Below are 291 nucleotides of genomic sequence, written 5' to 3'. Positions count from 1 at the left end.
TATCTACGCATTTCACCGCTACACCGGAAATTCCACTTCCCTCTACTATACTCTAGACAACCAGTCTTGAATGACCATCCCGGGTTGAGCCCGGGGCTTTCACATCCAACTTAATTATCAACCTACGCGCTCTTTACGCCCAGTGATTCCGATTAACGCTTGCACCCTCTGTATTACCGCGGCTGCTGGCACAGAGTTAGCCGGTGCTTCTTCTTTGGGTAACGTCAATCGTTAGTATTATTCACACTAACGCCTTCTTCCCCACTGAAAGTGCTTTACAACCCTCAGGCC

1 rRNA gene is annotated in these 291 nt (G+C 49.1%); it reads right to left on the bottom strand.

Annotation, left to right across the window (positions count from 1 at the left end):
* A 16S ribosomal RNA gene (locus tag ACTHSL_RS13425) occupies positions 1-291 on the bottom strand; the annotation flags it as partial.

Source organism: Neisseria sp. P0008.S010 (assembly GCF_051962715.1).
In the GTDB taxonomy this organism is placed as follows: Bacteria; Pseudomonadota; Gammaproteobacteria; order Burkholderiales; family Neisseriaceae; genus Neisseria; species Neisseria elongata.
The sequence above is the reverse complement of the archived record's forward strand: the minus strand, read 5'-3'. Positions and strand labels throughout refer to the sequence as shown.